Genomic DNA, 19,416 nt, shown 5'->3' with positions numbered 1-19,416 from the left:
GTGCGCGAATCGCCCCCGAAAAGCCCCTTCGCGGGACCCGAATGGCAGCCTCCCGCACAGGGAAGCCACCATCCGCGCCACCTGAAGCATCCGTCCCCGACGAAACCGCCTACGGCCTGCGCAGCCGGGCGGGGTCGGGCGCCGCCCCCACCGGATCCCAGCCGCGCTTGGGCGCACGGCTGCCGCGCTGCTCGTCACGCGAGCGGTACACGATGTACGGGCGGAACAGGTAGCCCACCGGCGCCGAGAACACGTGCACCAGCCGGGTGAACGGCCACAGAGCGAACAGCAGGCAGGCGGTGATCACGTGCAGCTGGAACAGCAGCGGCACCTCGAGCATCAGCTCGGGACGCGGGCGGAAGATCATCGCTTCGCGCACCCACGGCGAGATCGTCTCGCGGTAGTGGAACCCCGCCCCGAACACCTGATGCACGACGGTCGCGGCGGTGCCGAACAGCAGGGTCGCACCCAGGAAGACGAACATGATCTTGTCCATCACTGTGGTCGCCAGGAACACCGCCGGCACCGTGCGCCGGCGGAACACGAGGATGGCGAGGCCGGCCAGGGTCAGCACGGCGGCGAAAGTGCCGAGCACGGTCGCGCCGAGGTGATAGATCTCCTCGCTGATCCCGATCGCGTACAGCCACTCCCGCGGCACCAGCAGGCCCACCACGTGTCCGGCGATGACCATCAGGATCCCGAGGTGGAACATCGGCGAGCCCCAGCGCAGCATCCGGTTCTCGTAGCTCTGTGACGACCTGGTCGTCCAGCCGAACTTGTCGTAGCGGTACCGCCAGATGTGCCCGAGGACGAACACGGCCGCGCAGATGTACGGCAGCGCCACCCACAGCAGGGTCTGCATGGTGTTCACGGTCGATCCCCCGTTCCGATGAAGCCTCGCGATGCCGGGCCCGCGCCGGCCGGTGCCCCGAAGGTCGGCATCGGCAGACTCAGCCCGACCGTCTCGGTGGGCGGCCCCTCGCTCACCAGCGCCAGCACACGCTCGCGGGTGCGCTGGTCCACCTTCGGCAGCGACAGCGTGATGGCGCGCACGACGTCGGCCCAGGGGCTGTCCATGCCCTCCAGCGCCGCACGCAGCACCTCGACGCCCTCGCGGTGCGCGGCGAGCACGGCATCCGCCACCTCCGACTGCGACCGGGCCGAGAACTCCAGCACCGCAGGCAGGTAGTCGGGCAGCTCAGCCGCATCGAACTCCCAGCCCGCCGCGCGGTACGCGTCGAGGAAGGTCACCAGCGCCGTGCCGCGGCGACGCGTGTCGCCGGTGGCGTAGTAGCTCAGATACAGCGAGCACTTGCGTTTGAGGTCGAAGGTGGTCACGTAGATCTTCTGCCACGCGGATGTTCCGGCCTCGCGCGCGCGGGTGATGAACCGCTCCAGCGGTTCGGAGACGGATGCCGGGAGCGTGGCCGCGCCCGCCTCGAACACGTCCAGGCGCTCGAACCACTGCGCGTCCGGGTAGTCCAGCAGCAGCGAGGCGAGCATGTGCACCGTGCACCGCTGCGCGCGCGTGAGGGACGCCGGGGTGAGCGCGTCGGGCAGGGCCCGCCGAGGCGTGACCCGCGGGGGCAGGACGGTGCTCATCCTTCGTCTCGCTTCGCTCGCTCAGGAACCGGTGGAGTTTCGTCGTACGAGCGGGGCTGGGCGCGCTCAGACGGCGGGAACAGCCCTTCCGGTCGCCCGTTTCCATCCCAGTTCAGCAGGTTCACCCGTCCCGGTGTGGACGGCCGGTCAGCCGTCTGCCGGTCGGAGAGCATGTGGAAGTTCTCCACCGCGACCGGCACCGAGTGGCCGCTGGCCGCACCGAACGGCCCGCCGGCGCCGCCCATGCCCGGCCCGCCCTCGAAGTCCAGCGAGCAGGCCATCTCCTCGAGGTCGTGCGCCTGCTCCTGGTGGGCGGAGGGGATGACGTAGCGCTCCTCGTACTTCGCGATCGCGAGCAGCCGGTACATCTCCTCGATCTCGCGTCCGCTCATGCCCACCGCGTTCGCGATGCGCTCGTCGCGCTCATCGTCGATGCTGATGCCGCGCATGTACGAGCGCATCGCGGCGAGCTTGCGCAGCGCGGCATCCACCGGGGCGATGTCCCCGGCGGTGAACAGCTCGGCCAGGTAGCCGATCGGGATGCGCAGCTTGTCGATCGCGGCGAACAGCGTCCTGGCATCCTCGCCGTCGTTGCCGGAGCCGGTCACGACGTCGACCACCGGCGACAGCGGCGGGATGTACCAGACCATCGGCATGGTGCGGTACTCCGGATGCAGCGGCAACGCCACCTCGTAGTCGTGGATGAGCCGCCAGACCGGGCTGCGCTGGGCGGCCTCGATCCAGTCCTCGGCGATGCCGTCGCGGCGCGCCGCCTCGATCACCTCGGGATCGTGCGGATCCAGCAGCACCGACCGCTGCGCGGCCAGCAGCTCGTGCTCGTCCTCCACGGCGGCGGCCTCTGCCACCCGGTCGGCGTCGTAGAGCACCAGTCCCAGGTACCGCAGCCGGCCGACGCAGGTCTCCGAGCACACCGTGGGCAATCCGACCTCGATACGCGGGTAGCACATCGTGCACTTCTCGGCCTTGCCGGTCTTGTGGTTGAAGTACACCTTCTTGTACGGGCAGCCCGAGACGCACATCCGCCAGCCGCGGCAGGCGTCCTGGTCGACGAGCACGATGCCGTCCTCCTGGCGCTTGTACATCGCACCGGAGGGGCAGGATGCCACGCACGAGGGGTTCAGGCAGTGCTCGCAGATGCGCGGCAGGTAGAACATGAAGGCCTTCTCGAACTCGGCCTTCACCTCTTCGCTCATCTTCTGCAGGATCGGGTCCTGCTGCATGGTCTCCACCGAGCCACCCAGATCGTCATCCCAGTTGGCCGACCACGACACCTTCATGTCCTTGCCGGTGATCAGGCTCTTGGGCCTGGCCACCGGAGTGTGCTCACCGCTGGGCGCGTTCACGAGCATGTCGTAGTCATAGGTCCACGGCTCGTAGTAGTCGTCGATGCCGGGCAGCTTCGGGTTCGAGAAGATCCGCGCCAGCTTCGCCAGGCGCCCGCCCGAACGCAGCTTGAGCCGGCCCCGCTTGTTGCGCACCCAGCCGCCCTGCCACTTGTCCTGATCCTCGTACCCGCGCGGATACCCGACGCCGGGCCGGGTCTCGACGTTGTTGAACCACACGTACTCCACGCCGGTGCGGTTCGTCCACGCCTGCTTGCACGTGACCGAACAGGTGTGGCATCCGATGCACTTGTCGAGGTTCATCACCATCGACATCTGCGCCATGACCTTCATCGGTAGACCACCTCCTGGTTGCGGCGGCGGATCGTGGTGACCTCGTCGCGCTGGTTCCCCGTCGGCCCCAGGTAGTTGAACGCCCACGCCAGCTGCGCGTAGCCGCCGATCAGGTGGCTCGGCTTGAGCAGGATGCGGGTGAGCGAGTTGTGGATGCCGCCGCGCAGCCCGCTGGTCTCGCTGATCGGCACATCCACGGTGCGGTCCTTGGCGTGGTACATGTACACCGTGCCCTCCGGCATCCGATGCGAGACGTTGGCCCGCGCTACCACCACGCCGTTGCGGTTGTACGACTCGATCCAGTCGTTGTCGCGCACACCGATCTTCTCGGCGTCCTGCGGGCTCATCCAGATCGTGGGGCCGCCGCGCGAGAGCGAGAGCATGAACAGGTTGTCCTGGTACTCGGAGTGGATCGACCACTTCGAATGCGGGGTCAGGTACCGCACGTTCACCTCGGCGGCGGATGCCGTGCCCGGCACCACGTCGCCGAACAGGCGGTGCATGTCCAGCGGCGGCCGGTAGATCGGCAGCGCCTCGCCCAGCTCGTCCATCCAGTCGTGGTCGAGGTAGAAGTGCTGACGGCCGGTGAGCGTGTGCCACGGTTTGAGGTGCTCGACGTTGATCGCGAAGGCGGTGTACCGCCTGCCGCCGTGCTCGGATCCCGACCACTCCGGCGAGGTGATCACGCTGCGCGGCTGCACCGACACGTCCTGGAAGCTCAGGTGCGTGCCCTCGTGCTCGTCGGCGAGGAAGGCCATCTGCTGGCCGGTGTGCTTCTCGAGCGTCCGGAATCCCTGCACGGCCAGGCGTCCGTTGCTGGTGCCCGAGAACGCCAGGATCATCTCGCAGGCGCGCTGGTCGCTGTCCAGCCGCACGGCGCCGGTGTAGGGACCTGCGCCGACCGTGCCGTTCTTGCTCTTCAGCATCTCGATCTCGGGTTCGGCGCGGTAGGTGATGCCCTTGGTCGTCAGCCCCAGCTTCGCCGTGAGCGGGCCGAGTGCCTTCCACTGCTCGGCGAGCTTCGGATAGTCGCGTTCGACGACCGTCAGCTTCGGCATGGTGACGCCCGGGACCCGCGGCAGATCCTGCACGCGGCCGTGCGGGGTGGCCATCACGTCGGGGGTGTCGTGCTGCAGCGGGGTGGCGACCACGTCGCGCCGCACACCGAGGTGGGTGCGGGCCATCTCGCTGAACTTCTCGGCGAGGATGCGGAACGTCTCGAAGTCGGTCTTGGTCTGCCAGGGCGGCGAGATGGCCGGGTTGAACGCGTGGATGAACGGATGCATGTCGGTGGACGACAGATCGTACTTCTCGTACCAGGTCGCCGCCGGCAGCACGATGTCGCTGAACAGTGTGGTGCTGGTCATGCGGAAATCCGCGGTCATCAGCAGATCGAGCTTGCCCTCGGGCGCCTTCTCGTGCCAGGTCATCGACACCGGGCGGGAGCCCTCTGCGGCCTCCGGCGCGCGCACGGCGGCATCCGTGCCCAGCAGGTGCTTGAGGAAGTACTCGTTGCCCTTGCCCGAGGAGCCGAGCACGTTGGCGCGCCACATCGTCATCACGCGCGGGAAGTTCTCCGGAGCATCCGGATCCTCCACAGCGAAGCGCAGCGAGCCGTCGTCGAGACTGTCCACGACGTGCTGAGCGGGATCCTTGCCCGCCGCCTCGGCCTCGTCCACGAGGTCGAGCGGGTTGCGATCGAAGGTCGGATAGCTGGGCATCCAGCCGCGCTGCACCGACTCCACCAGGCAGTCAGCGGTGGTGCGGCCGTGGAAGGTGCCCTTGCCGAGCGGAGAGGACAGCTGATCCGCCGGCAGCCCGTCGTAGCGCCACTGGTCGGTGGATAGGTAGAAGAACGCCGTGCCGATCGTGTACCGCGGCGGGCGCACCCAGTCCGAGGCGCCGGCGTACTGCTGGTAGCCGGTGAGCGGGCGCACCTTCTCCTGCCCGACGTAGTGCGCCCATCCCCCGCCGTTCACACCCTGGCATCCGGTCATCGTCGTCAACGCGAGGAAGGTGCGGTAGATGGTGTCGGAGTGGAACCAGTGGTTGGTGCCGGCCCCCATCAGGATCATCGAGCGGCCGCCCGAGCGCTCGGCGTTGTCGGCGAACTCGCGCGCGATGCGCTCGGCCTGCGGCGCCGGCACCGAGGTGTGCTCCTCCTGCCAGGCGGGCGTGCCCGGGCTGGACGCGTCGTCGTAGCCGGTGGGCCACTGCCCCGGCATCCGCTCGCGCCCCACGCCGTACTGCGCGAGCATCAGGTCGAACACGGTGGTGACGGTCCTGCCTGCGACCGTGCGCACCGGCACGCCGCGGGTGATCGCGCCGGATCCGCCGGCGTGCTCCTGCCCCGGCTCCGGGTCCAGGTCGAAGCGGGGCAGCCGCACCTCGGCGGCCGCGCCGTCCCACGACGCCAGGTCGGCAACCGACAGCGGCGGCACCACGTCTCCCAGATCCAGGTTCCACCGGCCCTGATCCTCGGGGCTGAAGCGGTGCCCCAGCGAGCCGTTGGGCACCACCGGTGTGCCGTCGGCATCCATCAGCACGGGTTTGAAGTCGGCCCGGGACTGGTCGGCCTCCGCGCCCGGCAGATCGGATGCCGTGACGAACTTGCCCGGCACGAGCCCGCCGTCGCGCTCCTCGAGCTCGACGAGGAAGGGCGCGTCGGTGTAGCGGCGCATGTAGTCCTCGAAGCGCTCGGTGCGCTTCTGCACGAAGTGCTCGTTGAGGATGACGTGGCCCATCGCCAGGGCCAGCGCGGCATCGGTGCCGGGGTGCGGTGCGACCCATTCGTCGGCGAACTTCGTGTTGTCGGTGTAGTCCGGCGACACGGTGATCACCTTCTGGCCGCGATAGCGCGCCTCGACCATGAAGTGCGCGTCGGGTGTGCGGGTGACGGGAACGTTCGAGCCCCACATGATCAGGTAGCCGGCGTTCCACCAGTCGGCCGACTCCGGCACGTCGGTCTGATCGCCGAACACCTGCGGGCTGGCGACCGGCAGGTCGGCGTACCAGTCGTAGAACGACAGCATCGTGCCGCCGATGAGGTTCATGAAGCGCGAGCCGGCGCCGTGCGAGACCATCGACATGGCCGGGATGGGCGAGAAGCCCGCCACGCGGTCGGGCCCGTAGGTCTTCACCGTGTGCACGTGCGCGGCGGCGGCGATCTCCATGACCTCGTCCCACGTGGTGCGCACCAGGCCGCCCTTGCCGCGCACGCGCTTGTAGCTCTGCGCCTTCTCGGGATCCTCGACGATCGACGCCCAGGCGTCGACGGGATCCGGATGCTGCGCCTTGGCCGCTCGGTACAGCTGGGCCAGCGTGTCGCGGATGTACGGGTAGCGCACGCGGGTGGGCGAGTAGGTGTACCAGCTGAACGCGGCGCCGCGGGGGCAGCCGCGCGGTTCGTACTCGGGCGAGTCGGGGCCGACGCTCGGGTAGTCGGTCTGCTGTGCCTCCCACGTGATGATGCCGTCTTTGACGTACACCTTCCACGAGCACGATCCGGTGCAGTTCACGCCGTGGGTGGAGCGGACCACCTTGTCGTGCGACCAGCGGTCGCGATAGAACGCGTCTCCCGCGCGCCCGCCCTGCAGGAACACCGCGCGCAGGTCTTCGCTGGTCTGGCCCGGTCGCACGAAGCGACCCATGTTCAGCAGGGCATCGGCGAGCGGCCCGTCTGTCGCAGGCGCACCATGAGTGCGGGTTCCGGTGGTCATCGCTGCTCCTTCCCGGAGTACACGTGGTACTTCAGCATCCTGCTTCACGGGGCGAACCGACACAAGGGCGGGCCGTGTTTAATCGGATGCTGCTGTGTGGCGCCGCTGCCGGGTGCTGTGGGCGGGCGCTACGGGAATCGCCCGATCCGGGTTTTCTCCGGCTCCAGGTATAGCCACCGGCGCCGACGCAGGCTACGGTCACCGTTATCGAAGGGAAGCCTGATGACTGCTCCGACCACCTCCGCTGCGCCATCGACGACGGACCTCACCGGCGGATTCGCGCAGGTGCTGCTGGCCACGCTCGCCTCGACCATCGGCTTCTGGGCGTGGATGTCCATCTCTCCGCTGCAGCAGACCTACGCCTCTCAGATGGGCCTGGACGAGGGGCAGATCTCGCTCATGCTGGCCACCCCCGTGCTCGTCGGCGCGCTCGGTCGCATCGTGATCGGGGCGATGACCGACCGGTTCGGCGGCCGGCGGATGTTCACGGCCGTGCTGCTGCTGTCGGCACCGGCGGTGCTGCTGGTGGCGCTGGCCGGCAGCATCCGCAGCTTTCCGCTGCTGCTGATCGCCGGGTTCTATCTGGGTGTGGCGGGCACGATCTTCGCGGTGGGCGTGCCGTTCTCCAGCGCCTGGTTCCCGCCACAGCGCCGCGGCTTCGCCAATGGCGTCTTCGGCATGGGCATGATCGGCACGGCCGTCTCGGCGCTGGCGACGCCACGCCTGGCGCAGGACATCGGCTACCTGCCCACGCACCTGGTGATCGCCGGGGCGCTGGTGGCGATGGCCGCGGTGGTGTGGTTCGGCATGCGGGAGTCGCCGGTGTGGCAGCCGAACCGCGAGAAGCTGGTGCCGAAGGTGATCGGCGCGCTGAAGCTGCCAGTCACGTGGGAGATGGCGTTCCTATACGGGATCGTGTTCGGCGGGTTCGTGGCCTTCTCGAACTTCCTGCCCAAGTATCTGACCACGATCTACCCGGATGAGGTGGATGTTCTCGGTGCCGGCATGCGCACGGCGCTGTTCGCCGCCGCGGCGGTGATCGCCCGGCCCGTCGGCGGTGTGCTGGCCGATCGATTCGGCCCGAAGGTGATCTCGCTGATCTCACTGGGCGGCATCGTCACCCTGGCCTACGTGGTCGGTCAGCAGCCCGCCGAAGGCATCGTCACCGGGGTGACATTCATCCTGATGGCGTCGGCGATGGGACTCGGGATGGGAGCGGTGTTCGCGTGGATCGGGCCGTCCACTCCGAAGGAGAAGGTCGGTGCGGTCAGCGGCGTGGTCGCCGCAGCCGGAGGCCTGGGCGGGTACTTCCCACCGCTGGTGATGGGCGCGACCTACCACCCGGAGTCGGGCTCGTACTCGCTGGGGCTGTGGCTGCTGGTGCTGGTCGGCGCGTTCGCGCTGGTGGTGGCAGGGATGCTGAAGGACGTCGGCCGCAAGGCCCCTGACCCCTCTCCGCCCTCTTTCCCCTCTGACCCCTCGCTCCCCCTGACCCCTCTCCCCTTCTTCCTCTCCGCCCTCTTTGCTTCAGGTGGCGCAACACGCCGCTTCCTCGCGCGGGAAGCAGCCAGCTGCGCCACCTGAAGCGGGGATCGGCGCGCGACGGGGGCGCTGTCGGATGCCACGGATAACCTTGCTGCATGGCCACCACCCGTCGACCCGCACCGCCCGCCTTCGTCTGCACGGAATGCGGCTGGACGACGGCGAAGTGGGTCGGCCGCTGCGGCGAATGCCAGCAGTGGGGCACGGTGCAGGAGCAGGGTGCGAAGGCCGGCATCCTGCGGCAGACGGATGCCGTGGCCCCGGCCGCCGACCGCGCCGCACGCCCGATCACGCAGATCACCACGGCCGACGCCCCGCGGCGCAGCAGCGGCGTCGGCGAGTTCGACCGGGTACTCGGCGGCGGCATCGTGCCGGGCGCCGCGATCCTGCTCAGCGGTGAGCCCGGTGTCGGCAAGTCCACGCTCCTGCTGGAGGTCGCGGCGGCCACGGCGAAGTCCGGGCGCCGCGTGCTGTACGCCAGTGCCGAGGAGTCGCCCGCGCAGGTGCGGCTGCGGGCGGAGCGCACCGGCGCACTGCACGAGGAGCTGTTCCTGGCCAGCGAGACCGATCTGGCCACGATCCTCGGGCATATCGACGAGGTCAAGCCCGACCTGGTGATCGTGGACTCGGTGCAGACCGTGGCATCCGGCCTGATCGACGGCGCAGCCGGGCAGCCCAGCCAGGTGCGCGAGGTGGCGGCCACCCTCATCCGCGTCGCCAAGGACCGCGGCCTGCCCGTGATCATCGTCGGTCATGTCACCAAGGACGGCCAGGTGGCGGGCCCGCGGGTGCTGGAGCATCTCGTCGACGTGGTCTGCCACTTCGAGGGCGATCGGCAGACGGCGCTGCGCTTCATCCGCGCGCTGAAGAACCGCTTCGGGCCGACCGACGAGGTCGGATGCTTCGAGATGACCGGTGCGGGGATCGCCGAGGTGCCCGATCCCAGCGGGCTGTTCCTGTCGCAGGGCGCCGCAGAGCCGGGCACGTGCGTGGCGATCGCGATGGAGGGCAGGCGTGCGCTGCCCGTGGAGGTGCAGGCGCTCACCATCGAGTCGACGGCACCGAATCCACGCCGCGTGGTACACGGCCTGGACTCCTCGCGGGTGGCGATGGTGCTGGCGATCCTTGAGCGCCGTGCCGGCATCCAGACCTCTAAGCTCGACGTCTACGTGTCGACGGTGGGCGGGGTGCGCTTCACCGAGCCGGCGGCGGATCTGGCGATCGCCGTCGCCGTGGCGGGGTCGATCCGACAGCTGTCGGTGCCTCGCACCGTCGCCGCCGTCGGCGAGCTGTCACTGGCAGGCGAGATCCGTCCGGTCACACAGGCGACACAGCGGCGCAGCGAGGCGGCGCGGCTGGGTTACCGGCAGGTGGTCGACGACCGCTCGAAGACGTTGCGCTCCGCGTTGAGCGACATACGCTCGCGCATGACCGAGCGACGCCGCGAAGACGATATCCCTCCGTTCTGAGCGCACCGCGTCAGGATCCGGACGAGACCTCCAATGCCTTCAGCAGCTCGGCGGGCGGAGCCTGCATGGGGTGCGGCCCTGCAATGTCGAGGAACACGGTGGTGATGGTGTCGCGGTGCGCGACGAGAAAGGACTTCAGCCAGGCCGGGGAGTAGATCCCCACGCCGGGAGGCAGGTTCGCCGGCTTGTTCTTGGCGTCGCTGAACAGCAGCAGCGCGACATCGCCGGTGGTCGGATCGCGATAGGTCCACACCTCGCCGCCATCGAGCGGATTATCACGCGGACCAGGCTTGATCAGCGGCACCACGGTGTTGCCGTTGCGCAACGCCAGCGCCACCGCCGCCATGTCCTGCTTCTCCAGCGCCTGAGCCAGCGCCTCCGAGCGGAAATCCCCGGGACTGGGGCGCTTCGCGCCCGCCCTCTTCTTCGCCATGCATCCAGCTTAAGAGAGTGGGACCCTCTCGAATCATCCAGTGGGGACTGGAGTATTCGAGAGGGTCCTCCGGTTGTCTCCGCGGCGAGTGTCGAAGCGCTGGGGACGCTGATACGACACCACTGGGGATGGCTTCACCGCTCAGAACGGACAACCTCGTTCTATGGTATCCCAAAATACTGGTTGTCCGATGACTCAGCGCAGGATGATCTGCCTCGAGGCGACGCTGTCGAATCCGCCGATCGATACGCTGACGTGATACGACGCACCACCACCCGGCGCGCGAGCACGATTCTTCTGATCGCAGGTGTCCACTGACGACCGCGTGCGGTCCCACACCACCGGATTCTTGGTGCTCACCGTCGATCCCGCCTTGAGCGTCGCGATCTGATCGCTGGGCTCGGTCTGGCAGTCGGTCGAGCGCCACCAGACGTCCTTTCCACTCGTCACCGTGAACTTCTGCGTGCTCGATCCGACGTTCAGCGTGCAGTCGTGATCGCTCTTGCTGGTGAGGGTGATCGACAGCTTCGGCAGCACCCCGGCGGCATAGGTGTCGGCATCCGTCACCGCCGTCACCTCGACATCCCCCACCTCGCAGGCGACGATGCCCGGAGTCTCGGACGGATCCGGGCTCGGCGAGTCCGACGGGGTGGCGGGCGCGTCCGTCGCGCCCGCAGTCGGCGTATCGGATGCCGGTGCCGAGGCGGACGGCGTGGGATCGGCGGCGGTGCTCCACGGCTGGGCCACCGCCAGCCACACCCCACCTGCGATGAGGGCGATCAGCAGGATGAGCACCAGGAGCACGGCGAGCCGCCGGCGACGGTAGACGGCGGCGGACTGACGGGGCATGATTCCAGGCTAGGCGAGTCAGCTCAGGTGCTTGAGCATCCGGGTGTTCCCGAGCGTGTTCGGCTTGACGTGCGCCAGGTCGAGGAACTCCTCCACACCCGCGTCGCCGCTGCGCAGCGCGGGAGTACACGTCGGGGTCGACGATGTGCTCGCCGATCGGCTCGAATCCACGGCGGATGAAGAAGCCGGTCTCGAAAGTCAGGCAGAACAGCCGCGACAGGCCCAGCTCCCGGGCTCGCAGCTCGAGGCCTTCGACGATCGCACGCCCGATGCCGTGATTCAGATGGTCGTCGCGCACGAGCAGGGTGCGCACCTCTCCGAGGTCCTCCCACATGACGTGCAGGGCCCCGCATCCGACCAGTTCGCCCGCCACCTCGGCGACGACGAACTCCTGCACCGCGCCGTACAGCACCGCCAGATCCTTGCCGAGCAGGATACGTCGCTCGACCAGCGGCTCCAGAAGCGCATGGATGCCGGAGATGTCGGCGGTGCGGGCTGCGCGGATGGTGTACTCGGTCACCGTTCCAGACTAGGACTCGTCGGCGGGGGCTCTTCTGCAGACTCGCCCTTCCGCTCGGTCACCGCCGGGTCTACAGTTCGCGTATGAACGCGCCCTACCTCGTACTGGCGATCGTGACGCTGATCAGCACCGCGCCCAGCCTGTTCTTCTCGGCGGTGGAGATGCGCAGCACCGACCCGAAGACCCGCGTGATCGCGCAGTACACGACCGCGCGCAGCCTGGCGCTGTTCCTGCTCGCGATCGTCCCGCTGTGCGGGCGGTTCGACGGATGGCTGCTGGCGATCGCCGTCGCGATGCTGATCGTCCAGGCGATCGACGGGGCGATCGCCCTTCGTGCTCGCTCTGCGGGGATGGGAACCCCGCTGGTGAACATCATCGGCCCATTCGCGACGGCCGTGGCGAGCGCTGCTTGCATCTGGTGGTTCCTCGCCGCCGGGTGACCCGCTCCCAGTGCTCTCCCCGCAGCGCTCGTCACCGGGCTCCTTCCGCGCTCCTTCTGCGCTCAGGTGGCTCGAATCGCGGCATCCGCTCGCCTGATGCCGCCATCTGCGTCACGTGAAGCGAGCCGGGGTGGTGCCGGACGGCACGCCGCACGACGCAGAAGGGGCGCGGATGCCGAAGCATCCGCGCCCCTGTCTGACGCACCGGTCAGTCGCCGCTGGCGACCGCCAGATCGGGTGTGCCCGAGATGCCGCCGCCGGTGTTGATGCCGACCGACACCTTCTCTCCGCGCGGTGCGGCGTCGAAGGTGAACGCACCGTCGACGACGTCGACCTTCACGTGGTCGCCGCTGTTGAGCTCGCCGTGCAGGATCTTCTCGCTGAGCATGTCCTCGATCTCGCGCTGCATGGCGCGGCGCAGCGGACGGGCGCCGAGCGAGGGGTCGAAGCCGATGTCGATCAGCTTGTCCTTCGCGGTGTCCGACAGCTCCACCGTCATGTCGCGGTCGAGCAGACGATCGGCCAGCTGCTTGGTGAACAGGCCGACGATCTGCCGCAGCTCATCCTTGTTCAGCTGCGGGAACACGATGATGTCATCGAGACGGTTGAGGAACTCGGGCTTGAAGTGGCGCTTGAGCTCTTCGTCGACCTTGCCCTTCATCCGCTCGTAGGTGGTCTGCGAGTTTCCTCGATCTGGAAGCCGACCGGGCCACCGGCGATCGCCGACGAGCCGAGGTTGGTCGTCATGATGATCACGGTGTTCTTGAAGTCGACGATGCGGCCCTGACCGTCGGTCAGGCGCCCTCTTCGAGGATCTGCAGCAGCGAGTTGAAGATGTCGGGGTGGGCCTTCTCGATCTCGTCGAACAGCACCACCGAGAACGGCTTGCGACGCACCTTCTCGGTGAGCTGGCCGCCCTCTTCGAACCCGACGAACCCGGGAGGGGCTCCGAACAGGCGCGAGACGGTGTGCTTCTCACCGAACTCCGACATGTCGAGGGAGATCAGCGCGGCCTCGTCGTCGAACAGGAACTCGGCGAGCGCCTTGGCCAGCTCGGTCTTTCCGACGCCGGTGGGGCCGGCGAAGATGAACGAGCCCGAGGGGCGCTTCGGGTCCTTGAGCCCCGCACGCTGGCGACGGATCGTGCGCGAGAGGGCGGCGATGGCCTCCTCCTGGCCGATGACGCGCTGGTGCAGTGCCCGCTCCATGAACACGAGGCGGCTGGACTCCTCCTCGGTGAGCTTGAAGACCGGGATGCCGGTGGCCTGGGCGAGCACCTCGGCGATCAGCCCCTCATCGACGACCGCCGGGCCGGAGACGTCTCCGGCGCGCCACTGCTTCTCCAGGCGCAGCCGCTCGCCGAGCAGCTCCTTCTCCTGGTCGCGCAGCGACGCGGCCTTCTCGAAGTCCTGCTCCTCGCTGGCGGTCTCCTTGTCCTCGCGGACCTTGGCGATCCGCTCGTCGAACTCGCGCAGCTCGGGCGGCGAGGAGAGGATGCTCAGGCGCAGACGCGCCCCCGCCTCGTCGATCAGGTCGATGGCCTTGTCGGGCAGGAACCGGTCGGACACGTAGCGGTCGGCCAGGTTCGCTGCAGCGACGAGAGCACCGTCAGTGATCTGCACCTTGTGGTGCGCCTCGTAGCGGTCGCGCAGACCCTTCAGGATGTTGATCGCGTGCGGCAGCGTCGGCTCGTGCACCTGCACGGGCTGGAAGCGACGCTCGAGTGCGGCATCCTTCTCGAAGTACTTGCGGTACTCGTCCAGCGTGGTCGCGCCGATCGTCTGCAGCTCACCGCGGGCGAGCAGCGGCTTGAGGATGCTGGCCGCGTCGATCGCGCCCTCGGCGGCACCCGCACCCACCAGGGTGTGGATCTCGTCGATGAAGACGATGATGTCGCCGCGGGTGCGGATCTCCTTGGTGACCTTCTTCAGGCGCTCCTCGAAGTCGCCGCGGTAACGGGAGCCGGCGATCAGCGAGCCGAGGTCGAGCGAGTAGAGCTGCTTGTCCTTGAGCGTCTCGGGCACGTCGCCCTTGACGATCGCCTGGGCGAGCCCCTCGACGACGGCGGTCTTGCCGACGCCGGGCTCGCCGATCAGGACGGGGTTGTTCTTGGAGCGGCGCGAGAGGATCTGCATGACCCGCTCGGCCTCCTTCTCGCGGCCGATGACCGGGTCGAGCTTGCCATCACGGGCGGCCTGGGTGAGGTTGCGGCCGAACTGATCGAGCACCTGCGAGCCGCCCTGTGCGGAGGCCGGACCGTCGTTCGCCTGCGCGCCGACGGCGGCCGTCTCACGCCCGGGAGCACCGGAGAGCAGCTGGATGACCTGCTGGCGCACCTTGTTCAGGTCGGCGCCGAGCTTGACGAGCACCTGGGCCGCGACGCCCTCGCCCTCGCGGATCAGGCCGAGCAGGATGTGCTCGGTGCCGATGTAGTTGTGGCCGAGCTGCAGTGCCTCGCGCAGGCTCAGCTCGAGCACCTTCTTGGCGCGCGGGGTGAACGGGATGTGGCCTGTCGGCTGCTGCTGACCCTGACCGATGATGTCCTGCACCTGCTCGCGCACAGCGTCGAGGGAGATGCCCAGGCTCTCGAGCGCCTTCGCTGCGACACCCTCGCCCTCGTGGATCAGGCCGAGCAGGATGTGCTCGGTACCGATGTAGTTGTGGTTGAGCATCTTCGCCTCTTCTTGGGCGAGGACGACAACTCGACGGGCTCGGTCCGTGAATCTCTCGAACATGCTGTGACTTCCTTTCGCGCGGGGCGAAGCGGCGGTGGCGCCTTGTACATCGAGCGTAACGACCACGACGGCGACGGATGCCCGTGTTCGCCGTCGGCATAGCGTGCGCCGACTCATCGTCCGGGCCTTACGGCCCCGCCCTCTTGACTCGCCATATCGACTGTCGTTATGTTAACGACCATCGATAACAACGAATATCGATAAGAGAGGGCTGTCATGTGGAATCTCACGCCGGGGGACATCATCGTGGTCGCCAGCCTGCTCCTCGGCGCCGGCGCCGGAGCTGGGTCGATGGTGCTGCTGCTGAGGCGCGCTCCGGTATCGATCGAGGGCATGGCGAAGTCGGACCGCATCGGCACCGCGTTCGTGGCGGGTGGGGCGGTGTTCGTCGGCGTGGTCGCTCTGGGCAACGCGGTCGACACGCTCTTCGGTTCGCTCTCTCCCGGTTCGGTCACGGTCTACAACATGGCTCGACGCGTGGCACAGGTCGAGGATGCGCTGATGGCGCTCCCCCAGATCGAATGGGCAAGTTCCACCGCCGTGGACGTGACGATCGACGATGCCCCGGCGAGCGTATCGGCCTGGCTGCTGACCGCGGATCTGCTGCCGATCCTGCTGGTGCTGGTCGTGTGCGCCACCGCCGTCTGGCTGGCGATCGGGATGCTGCACGGGCGCCCGTTCGCACGCCGATTCCCTCTCGCGCTCGTCGTCGTCGCATCCGCCGTGATGGTGTGCGGCCTGTTCGGCCAGCTGGCCGCAGGGATCGCACGCGCGGAGGCCGCGGCATTTCTCAATGCCGGCGCATCGGAGGACGTCGTGTTCGCTTCGCTGGCGGTCGCGATCGATCTCTCCCCGATCGGGTGGGGTCTGGTGATCGGGCTTCTCGCCGGGGCGTTCCAGCTCGGCACCCGGATGCAGAATGATACGGAAGGACTGGTCTGATGTGGACTTCTGATGAGCTCTGGCCGGGGTTGCTGCAGTCGTTCGCCTGGCTGGCGGGTCTCGGGGTCGTCGTGGGACTCGGGATCTGGTGGGCACGGCGTCGCGGCAGCGATACGCTCGCGCTCAGCGTCACGCGCAGTCTCGCCGGCATCGTCATCGGACTGTCGCTCGTCGGGCTCATCTTCGGCGGCATCAATCAGTTCGTCGCGCAGCCGACGTGGCTCAATGACAATATGCGCACGTGGGTGGACGATCATCTGGGCTCTTTGCAGAGTCCCGCGTGCGACGTGGACGGCTCGTTCGTCGAGGGGTCACCCGCTGCCGAAGGTGCGCTCTCATACTGCAAGGGTGCGATCAACTACCTGCCGCACACCCCGAGACTCGCGTTGTTCCTGGCTGCGGTGTTCACCTTCCTGGCGACCATCGCGGTCGCCTGGTCGATCTACACGGCCGCATTGCTGGCGAGTCAGCGCGAGCCGTTTCATCCCTCGGTGCACCGCACATTCACTCGGGCCGCTCTCGTCACGCTGGGTGCGGGGCTCGTCGCGGATGTCGCCACGACGATCGGGATGACACTCGCAGCTCGAGCGCTCGAATGGACACCGGGAGTGACCGTGCCCTATGTGTTCCAGCCGCCGGTGTGGCCGTTCGCGGTCGCGCTCGGCCTGCTCGCCCTTGCTGCGATCTTCCGGTACGGAGCACAGCTGCAGCGGGAAACGGAGGGACTGGTGTGAGTCCGGCCGAAGCGGAGGACGAGTTCACCGGCATCCACTGCCGTCTGGACGAGCTGCTCGCCGAGCGGAACATGACGCTGACCGAGCTGAGCGCGCGGGTGGGCGTGAGCATCGTGAACCTGTCGGTGCTGAAGAACGATCGGGCGCGGGCGATCCGCTACTCCACTCTGCGGGCGATCTGCGAGGCGCTGGGTTGCGAGGTCGGCGAGCTGCTGGTGCTCGCGCCTCGGGAGTGAGCAGAAGCCGGCCCTCTGCCTCTCGGCGCTCACCTCACAAGTGGAGCAGCAGGGCGCGAGTCTGCGCGATTCCAGCGAGCGAGCGGTTGACACCTCCGCGGGTGGTGTGCCGCTGGCGGGGTGCGGGGTTCAGGCCGGCAGGGGTTCGATGATGACGGCGGTGCCGTAGCCGCACACCTCGCTGTACGTGCCGATGGCACCGGTGTCGAAGCGCATGGCGATGACGGCATTGGCGCCGCGCGCCTGCGCTTCGGCCCACATTCGCTGCATCACCACCTGACGGCTGTCGTACATGATCTGCGTGTACTCGGGGATCTCGCCGCCGCCGAGTGAGCGGAAGCCCGCGGTGATGCTGCGGCCGAAGTCCGCCGCGCGCACGGTGATGCCCATCACCTCGCCGAGCACCTGGGTGATGCGGTAGCCGGGGACATCGTTGGTCGTCACCATGAACATGGTGGAATCATCGCAGATGTGACGCGCCCGTCCCGCGATTCACGATGCACACGACCGCGCGCAGATCAGGGTGCACACCACCGCGCGCAGGTCATGGTGCACACCACCGCGCGCAGGTCATGGTGCACACCACCGCACGGGCCAGAACGCACCCAACCGGCGCGCGACCGGCGGTTCATGCCGCAGGTCTGAAGCGCTTCGGTGGCGGATCGATCCCACCCCATGCACAGCTCAATGCCGCGCGCGGTCGCATGGGGAACGCCTCACCTGACCTGTGGTGCAGGACGAAGTCGTCTTTGCCGTCGCGGGTGATCCGCCACCTGCCGTGATGGAGCGTCATGTGGTGATATCGGCACAGCAGAATGCCGCGATCGATGTCGGTTCTTCCCCGATCTCGCATCCATTCATCGATGTGATGCGCTTCGCAGTAGGAGGCCGGGCGGTCGCAGCCGCGCCAACGGCATCCGCCATCTCGGATCGCGAACGCGATGCGCTGCTTCGGCGTGAACAGTCGCTGCTCGCGCCCCACGTCCAGCGCGTTGCCGCAGGAGTCGACGGTGACCGTGACCGTTCCGCTGTCGCAGATGTGCTGCGCCGCGACCGAGCCAGGCAGTGAAATCAGATGGTCCTCGCTGTGAGCGACCGGCGCCCCAGCGCCGTCTGCATCCACAACCTGCACAAGTCGCACGCCGGCCTGACGAGTGCCGAACACACTCTCGGCATCGGCGAGCACACCGGCGCGCAACACGTCCATGATCAAGTCGTAGGCGAGCTGGTCGTTGGTTCGCTGGTCATCCACCAGAGAGGCGGCCTGCTGCTTCTCTGCGGGATCCACGAATCGTGGACCACCGCGTCGCGGCCTCAGCGCCGACCCGAGCACGGTCTCGATGAACAGATCACCCTCGTCATCGAGCACCATGCTCGCGCGCTTCTGCCCGTCCTGCCCCCGGTACGTGCGAAAGGAGCGCTTCTCGAACCTGTCGAGGAACCGCGCCTCGGCCCCCTCCGGATCGAGCAGGTCGCGGATCGTCCGCGCCGCCTGCCACAGTTCTTCGACCGTGCGCTCGGCGGCTTCACCGATGAGCTGCTCCGCCGCCTGCCGCCAGGCCGCACGCCCGGCATCGCGCATGTGGGTGCTCTCAGCATCCACCGTCTCAGCATCCACCGCGTCGGCATCCGTCGCACCAGCATCCGTCGCACCGGCATCCATGTCCGCCCGATCGTCCACCTCCGGCGGATCACCCAACCCGCGCTGAATCGCATCGAACTGCGAGGACGTCAGGCGGCTGTCACGCAGTGCGTCGCGCAGGGGCTGGTACCAGGGCTCCGCTGCAGTCGGCTGCGCGCTCGCCCGCGCATCGCCGGACGAGCTCGCCGCATCCGTGTCGTCTATCACCGACTCCCCCACCCGCACCTTGCGGTTGGCGTCAGCCCTGGTCGATCCGGTCATGTCCTGGATGAGCGCGGCAGCCGAGCGATGCCCACGCGACTGCGAGAGCCCGGAGTGCCCGTGCTCGCGCTTCGACCGCACTGCGGCGATGCCCGCCGCCAGCACCTGGATCTGATCGACCTCCCGCGCCAGGGACGCCGTCTCCCGGAGAACCGCGACGATCTCGGCATCCGTCATCGACATCATCGACGCGCGGGCGAGTTCCGCGTCACCGGCGTCGGAGAGGTGAGCGCTGAGTGTGGGGATCAGCGCTGCAACATCGGTGAAATCAGCCATACTTCATACTCTCAGACACCACCGACATTCGAAGATAGTTTCGTTAATCTGTGGATAACTCATCCATCCGATGATCCTGCCGATCTGCTGGCGATCGTGAACCGCGACCTCACGCCGAGTCGACGCTTCTACGACCACTGGCAGGCGAACAGCTACGCCTCCGACGCGTGCGACACCGTCGGTCTTCTCGAGGCTCAGCCGGCTGCGACCCCCGCGCTCATTCCCATGATCGAGCGGGCGATCATCCTTGCGACCCACGCAACCCTGAGATCCGATGACTCGTCGGGGATGCAGGGCGGCCTGGTGTGAACGCTGCTCG

At 68.1% G+C, this 19,416-nt stretch carries 15 protein-coding genes and 2 pseudogenes; 7 read left to right on the top strand and 10 right to left on the bottom strand.

Annotation, left to right across the window (positions count from 1 at the left end; all coding sequences use genetic code 11):
• Positions 1-109: 109 nt before the first annotated feature.
• Genes narI through QUE33_RS14830 form a run of 4 tightly spaced genes read right to left on the bottom strand, consistent with a single transcriptional unit; the run spans position 110 to position 7,018 of the window.
• On the bottom strand, positions 110-862 hold the full coding sequence (gene narI / locus QUE33_RS14845) for a respiratory nitrate reductase subunit gamma (RefSeq protein ID WP_286303180.1): 753 nt from the start codon (positions 860-862) through the stop codon (positions 110-112).
• A 5-nt stretch (positions 863-867) separates the two neighbouring features.
• Positions 868-1,602, bottom strand: a complete 735-nt coding sequence (gene narJ / locus QUE33_RS14840) for a nitrate reductase molybdenum cofactor assembly chaperone (protein WP_286301021.1) — start codon at positions 1,600-1,602, stop codon at positions 868-870.
• On the bottom strand, positions 1,599-3,299 hold the full coding sequence (narH, locus tag QUE33_RS14835; RefSeq protein ID WP_286301020.1) for a nitrate reductase subunit beta: 1,701 nt from the start codon (positions 3,297-3,299) through the stop codon (positions 1,599-1,601). The genes narJ and narH overlap by 4 nt, the downstream gene beginning before the upstream one ends.
• Complete coding sequence (locus QUE33_RS14830; RefSeq protein ID WP_286301019.1) at positions 3,296-7,018, bottom strand: nitrate reductase subunit alpha; 3,723 nt, start codon at positions 7,016-7,018, stop codon at positions 3,296-3,298. The genes narH and QUE33_RS14830 overlap by 4 nt, the downstream gene beginning before the upstream one ends.
• 222 nt (positions 7,019-7,240) lie before the next feature.
• On the opposite strand from QUE33_RS14830, the gene QUE33_RS14825 reads away from it, so the two are divergent.
• Positions 7,241-8,602, top strand: a complete 1,362-nt coding sequence (locus QUE33_RS14825) for an MFS transporter (RefSeq protein ID WP_286301018.1) — start codon at positions 7,241-7,243, stop codon at positions 8,600-8,602.
• A gap of 56 nt (positions 8,603-8,658) precedes the next feature.
• Positions 8,659-10,029 carry a DNA repair protein RadA gene (gene radA / locus QUE33_RS14820; RefSeq protein WP_286301016.1) on the top strand — a complete coding sequence of 457 codons (1,371 nt, stop codon included), beginning with the start codon at positions 8,659-8,661 and terminating at the stop codon, positions 10,027-10,029.
• A 10-nt stretch (positions 10,030-10,039) separates the two neighbouring features.
• Here the strand turns inward: radA and QUE33_RS14815 are convergent, their stop codons facing one another.
• The 3 genes and pseudogenes from QUE33_RS14815 to QUE33_RS14805 form a co-directional block, all read right to left on the bottom strand.
• Positions 10,040-10,462, bottom strand: a complete 423-nt coding sequence (locus tag QUE33_RS14815; protein ID WP_286301014.1) for a dehydrogenase — start codon at positions 10,460-10,462, stop codon at positions 10,040-10,042.
• Positions 10,463-10,657: 195 nt separating this feature from the next.
• Positions 10,658-11,311: a hypothetical protein gene (locus tag QUE33_RS14810; RefSeq protein ID WP_286301012.1), complete on the bottom strand. Its 654-nt coding sequence runs from the start codon at positions 11,309-11,311 to the stop codon at positions 10,658-10,660.
• Between the two features lie 18 nt (positions 11,312-11,329).
• Positions 11,330-11,831: pseudogene (locus QUE33_RS14805) on the bottom strand (amino-acid N-acetyltransferase).
• 83 nt (positions 11,832-11,914) lie between these two features.
• Between QUE33_RS14805 and QUE33_RS14800 the strand changes: the two are divergent.
• A complete protein-coding gene (locus tag QUE33_RS14800) occupies positions 11,915-12,271 on the top strand; it encodes a hypothetical protein (protein WP_286301010.1) in 357 nt (118 codons plus the stop codon).
• A 208-nt stretch (positions 12,272-12,479) separates the two neighbouring features.
• On the opposite strand, the pseudogene QUE33_RS14795 reads toward QUE33_RS14800, so the two are convergent.
• Positions 12,480-15,006 (bottom strand): annotated as a pseudogene (locus QUE33_RS14795) (ATP-dependent Clp protease ATP-binding subunit).
• A 216-nt stretch (positions 15,007-15,222) separates the two neighbouring features.
• Between QUE33_RS14795 and QUE33_RS14790 the strand changes: the two are divergent.
• The 3 genes from QUE33_RS14790 to QUE33_RS14780 are packed head-to-tail and all read left to right on the top strand — an operon-like array spanning position 15,223 to position 16,918.
• Positions 15,223-15,948: a hypothetical protein gene (locus QUE33_RS14790; protein ID WP_286301008.1), complete on the top strand. Its 726-nt coding sequence runs from the start codon at positions 15,223-15,225 to the stop codon at positions 15,946-15,948.
• Positions 15,948-16,682, top strand: a complete 735-nt coding sequence (locus QUE33_RS14785) for a hypothetical protein (RefSeq protein ID WP_286301007.1) — start codon at positions 15,948-15,950, stop codon at positions 16,680-16,682. Before QUE33_RS14790 ends, QUE33_RS14785 begins: the two co-directional genes overlap by 1 nt.
• Entirely contained in the window at positions 16,679-16,918 is a 240-nt protein-coding gene (locus QUE33_RS14780; RefSeq protein WP_286301006.1) for a helix-turn-helix domain-containing protein, read from the top strand. The genes QUE33_RS14785 and QUE33_RS14780 overlap by 4 nt, the downstream gene beginning before the upstream one ends.
• A gap of 129 nt (positions 16,919-17,047) precedes the next feature.
• Here QUE33_RS14780 and QUE33_RS14775 read toward each other — a convergent pair whose 3' ends face one another.
• Both QUE33_RS14775 and QUE33_RS14770 read right to left on the bottom strand, forming a co-directional pair.
• Positions 17,048-17,371 (bottom strand): YbjQ family protein, encoded by a 324-nt coding sequence (locus QUE33_RS14775; RefSeq protein WP_286301004.1) that lies wholly within the window; start codon positions 17,369-17,371, stop codon positions 17,048-17,050.
• Between the two features lie 175 nt (positions 17,372-17,546).
• Positions 17,547-19,097 (bottom strand): HNH endonuclease signature motif containing protein, encoded by a 1,551-nt coding sequence (locus QUE33_RS14770; protein ID WP_286301002.1) that lies wholly within the window; start codon positions 19,095-19,097, stop codon positions 17,547-17,549.
• A gap of 96 nt (positions 19,098-19,193) precedes the next feature.
• On the opposite strand from QUE33_RS14770, the gene QUE33_RS14765 reads away from it, so the two are divergent.
• On the top strand, positions 19,194-19,406 hold the full coding sequence (locus QUE33_RS14765) for a hypothetical protein (protein WP_286301001.1): 213 nt from the start codon (positions 19,194-19,196) through the stop codon (positions 19,404-19,406).
• Positions 19,407-19,416 lie beyond the last annotated feature (10 nt).

This window comes from Microbacterium suwonense (genome assembly GCF_030296555.1).
GTDB lineage: Bacteria > Actinomycetota > Actinomycetes > Actinomycetales > Microbacteriaceae > Microbacterium > Microbacterium suwonense.
This window is presented reverse-complemented; position numbering and strand designations above follow the sequence as displayed.

Bases quoted from the DNA above. Each gene is read 5' to 3' on its own strand.
- narI (WP_286303180.1), bottom strand. From the start codon at position 862: ATGCAGACCCTGCTGTGGGTGGCGCTGCCGTACATCTGCGCGGCCGTG.
- narJ (WP_286301021.1), bottom strand. From the start codon at position 1,602: ATGAGCACCGTCCTGCCCCCGCGGGTCACGCCTCGGCGGGCCCTGCCC.
- narH (WP_286301020.1), bottom strand. From the start codon at position 3,299: ATGAAGGTCATGGCGCAGATGTCGATGGTGATGAACCTCGACAAGTGC.
- QUE33_RS14830 (WP_286301019.1), bottom strand. From the start codon at position 7,018: ATGACCACCGGAACCCGCACTCATGGTGCGCCTGCGACAGACGGGCCG.
- QUE33_RS14825 (WP_286301018.1), top strand. From the start codon at position 7,241: ATGACTGCTCCGACCACCTCCGCTGCGCCATCGACGACGGACCTCACC.
- radA (WP_286301016.1), top strand. From the start codon at position 8,659: ATGGCCACCACCCGTCGACCCGCACCGCCCGCCTTCGTCTGCACGGAA.
- QUE33_RS14815 (WP_286301014.1), bottom strand. From the start codon at position 10,462: ATGGCGAAGAAGAGGGCGGGCGCGAAGCGCCCCAGTCCCGGGGATTTC.
- QUE33_RS14810 (WP_286301012.1), bottom strand. From the start codon at position 11,311: ATGCCCCGTCAGTCCGCCGCCGTCTACCGTCGCCGGCGGCTCGCCGTG.
- QUE33_RS14800 (WP_286301010.1), top strand. From the start codon at position 11,915: ATGAACGCGCCCTACCTCGTACTGGCGATCGTGACGCTGATCAGCACC.
- QUE33_RS14790 (WP_286301008.1), top strand. From the start codon at position 15,223: ATGTGGAATCTCACGCCGGGGGACATCATCGTGGTCGCCAGCCTGCTC.
- QUE33_RS14785 (WP_286301007.1), top strand. From the start codon at position 15,948: ATGTGGACTTCTGATGAGCTCTGGCCGGGGTTGCTGCAGTCGTTCGCC.
- QUE33_RS14775 (WP_286301004.1), bottom strand. From the start codon at position 17,371: ATGTTCATGGTGACGACCAACGATGTCCCCGGCTACCGCATCACCCAG.
- QUE33_RS14770 (WP_286301002.1), bottom strand. From the start codon at position 19,097: ATGGCTGATTTCACCGATGTTGCAGCGCTGATCCCCACACTCAGCGCT.